The sequence below is a fragment of the Streptomyces sp. NPDC058469 genome (assembly GCF_042721125.1).
In the GTDB taxonomy this organism is placed as follows: Bacteria; Actinomycetota; Actinomycetes; order Streptomycetales; family Streptomycetaceae; genus Streptomyces.
Genome location: NZ_JBHXME010000334.1, coordinates 1 through 2705, shown reverse-complemented (window position 1 = coordinate 2705; position 2705 = coordinate 1). Strand labels below are relative to the sequence as shown.

The following is a 2705-nucleotide window of genomic DNA, read 5'->3' as shown; positions in this document are numbered from 1 at the left end:
CGGCGGTACCGACCCCGGCTCCCACCGAGGGACTGCTGAACCCCACCGGCCCCGAGGGCACCTCTTCGGCGACCCCGGCGGCCTCAAGATTCAGCAGCTGTACGGCACTTCGGCTGACCTGTTCCACCAACGCCCCCGGCAGCCATCCCCCGGCCACCAGCCGGGCGGCCCCGTCCGGAGCGAGCCACCGTGCCACCTCACCCGGCGTCGGCCGCGCGGCGGGGTCCTTCGCCAGACAGGCACTCGCCAGCTCCCGCAAGTCCCCGTCCATCTCCCCCAGTTGGGGCTCTTCGTGGACGACCTTGTAGAGGAGGGCGGCCGAGGAGTCGCCGGGGAAGGGAGACGTGCCCGTGGCCGCGTACACCAGCACCGCGCCCAACGAGAAGACGTCGGACGCACCCGTCGCCCCCTTCCCGAGGATCTGCTCGGGGGCCATGTAACCGGGCGAGCCGACGGAGACGCCGGTGGAGGTGAGGGAGGCGGTGCCGTCCGTGGCGCGGGCGATGCCGAAGTCGATGAGGAGGGGCCCGTCGAGGGTGAGGAGCACGTTGGACGGTTTCACGTCCCGGTGCACTAGCCCCAGTTCGTGGACGGCCGTCAGCGCTTCGGCCAGCCCCGCGCCCAGCGCCCGTACGGTGGCCGTGGGCAGTGGCCCGCCGTCCGCGACGGCGGCGGAGAGGGACGGACCGGCCGCGTAGGCCGTGGCGACCCAGGGCACCGCGGCCTCGGGGTCCGAGTCCAGGACGGGTGCGGTCCAGGCGCCGCCCACCCGGCGCGCCGCGTCGACCTCGCGGCGGAAGCGGGCGCGGAACTCCTCGTCGAGCGCGAAGTGCGGATGCACGATCTTGACCGCGACCGTACGACCGCCCGCGCTGCGCCCGAGGTAGACCCGGCCCATCCCGCCGGAACCGAGCCGCCCGAGCAGCCGGTAGGGCCCCACGACCGTGGGTTCGTCGTCTCCGAGCGGCTGCATGCCGTCCACCCCTCCCCCGTACGACTTCCAGCAGGGTAGTGCGCCACACCCCACCGGTGATTACGGCCGGAGCAGATCCACCGTCGACGGCTTCTACCTTCTGTCTATACGGCTATTACGGCTGGAGGAGTTCCACGTTCACGTCGGCCGGGAATCCGGTCGTGGGTCCGACGCGGCGGGCGAACTCGGCGACCGCGGCCAACTGGGGTGCGCCGAAGCGGAAGTCCAGCGTCGTGAAGTACCGCTCCAGGACGGTCTCGTCGAAGTCCTCCCAGCGGGCGGCCTGTTCGGCGACTTTGCCGACCTCTTCGAGGGAGAGGTTGCGGGAGGCGAGGAAGGCCTCGTGGACCTTGCGGGTGATGACCGGTTCGCGCTCCAGGTAGTCGCGGCGGGCGGCCCACACGGCGAAGACGAACGGCAGCCCGGTCCACTCCTTCCAGAGCATGCCGAGGTCGTGCACCTCAAGGCCGAAGCGGGGCCCGTCGAGCAGGTTGGCGCGCAGGGCGGCGTCGCCGATGAGTACGGCGGCGTCGGCCTCCTGCATCATCAGGCTCAGGTCGGGCGGGCAGGTGTAGTAGTCGGGCTGGACGCCGTAGCGCTCGGCGAGGAGGAGCTGGGCGAGTCGGACGGAGGTCCGCGAGGTCGAGCCGAGGGCGACCCGGCGGCCGTCCAGCTGGTCCAGCGGGACCTGCGAGACGATCACGCAGGACATCACCGGGCCGTCGCAGCCGACGGCGATGTCGGGGAAGGCGACCAGGTCGTCCGCGTTGCGGAGGAACTCGACGAGCGTGATGGGCCCGATGTCGAGGCCGCCCTGCACCAGCTGCTCGCTGAGCTTCTCCGGGGTGTCCTTGGTCAGCTCGAAGTCGAGAAGCGTGCCTGTTCTCGCGAGCCCCCAGTACAGAGGCAGGCAGTTCAGGAACTGGATGTGGCCGACGCGCGGCCGGGTGCGAGAATTGTCCACAACGTGAGGCTAGACCTCATGCGGTACGCTCCATACTTCGGCCCCACAGTCAAGCCTCCGGCGATCTTCAAACGTCCGAGTGATGTGATCTTGGCCTCTATTGCTTTCGGCTGCCCGAGTGCTAGGCTCGCCGCAAGTTGCAGTTTGGTTTCCCTTGCAGTACAGAGCCTGCGGAGCATGTAACCGCGGGCTCTTGTCGTTTTCAGACGTATGCAGTAGTGCGGGACTTGTTTTCACACTTGCAGGGTTCTGGAGCAGGGCAACCCTTTGGGCCCAAGGAGGGCTTATGGCTACCGGAACCGTGAAGTGGTTCAACGCCGAAAAGGGCTTTGGCTTCATCGCCCAAGAAGGCGGAGGCCCCGACGTCTTCGTTCACTACTCCGCGATCAACGCGAGCGGCTTCCGCTCGCTGGAGGAGAACCAAGCGGTCTCCTTCGACGTGACCCAGGGTCCGAAGGGCCCGCAGGCGGAGAACGTCACCCCCGTCTGAGTCACCTGATCGCAGTCCTTCGGTCTCGGAGCCTGGTGCTTTGATCCGGAACAGATAGCAAGACCCAAGGAGCCCCGCGCCGCAAGGTGCCGGGGCTCCTGCCTTTGCCTCCGGCGGTTGGGCGGGGGGCTGCTTGTCGCCGGGGGTGAGCAGCCCGGCGGATGTGGGTGGCCCGGCGGGGGTGCGTGGCCCGGCGGGGGTGAGCAGCCCGGCGGGGGTGCGTGGCCCGGCGGGGGTGCGTGGCCCGGCGGGTGTGGGCGGCCCGGCGGGTGTGGGCC

3 protein-coding genes are annotated in these 2705 nt (G+C 69.7%); 1 reads left to right on the top strand and 2 read right to left on the bottom strand.

Annotation, left to right across the window (positions count from 1 at the left end; all coding sequences use genetic code 11):
• Both ACFWP5_RS52185 and ACFWP5_RS52180 read right to left on the bottom strand, forming a co-directional pair.
• On the bottom strand, nucleotides 1-973 hold a 973-nt coding region (locus ACFWP5_RS52185), incomplete at its 3' end, for a serine/threonine-protein kinase (RefSeq protein WP_384174448.1).
• Nucleotides 974-1088: 115 nt separating this feature from the next.
• Nucleotides 1089-1937, bottom strand: a complete 849-nt coding sequence (locus tag ACFWP5_RS52180; protein ID WP_384174445.1) for a menaquinone biosynthetic enzyme MqnA/MqnD family protein — start codon at nucleotides 1935-1937, stop codon at nucleotides 1089-1091.
• A 286-nt stretch (nucleotides 1938-2223) separates the two neighbouring features.
• Here ACFWP5_RS52180 and ACFWP5_RS52175 point away from each other — a divergent pair, with 286 nt between their 5' ends.
• Nucleotides 2224-2427, top strand: a complete 204-nt coding sequence (locus ACFWP5_RS52175; RefSeq protein WP_003998944.1) for a cold-shock protein — start codon at nucleotides 2224-2226, stop codon at nucleotides 2425-2427.
• Nucleotides 2428-2705 lie beyond the last annotated feature (278 nt).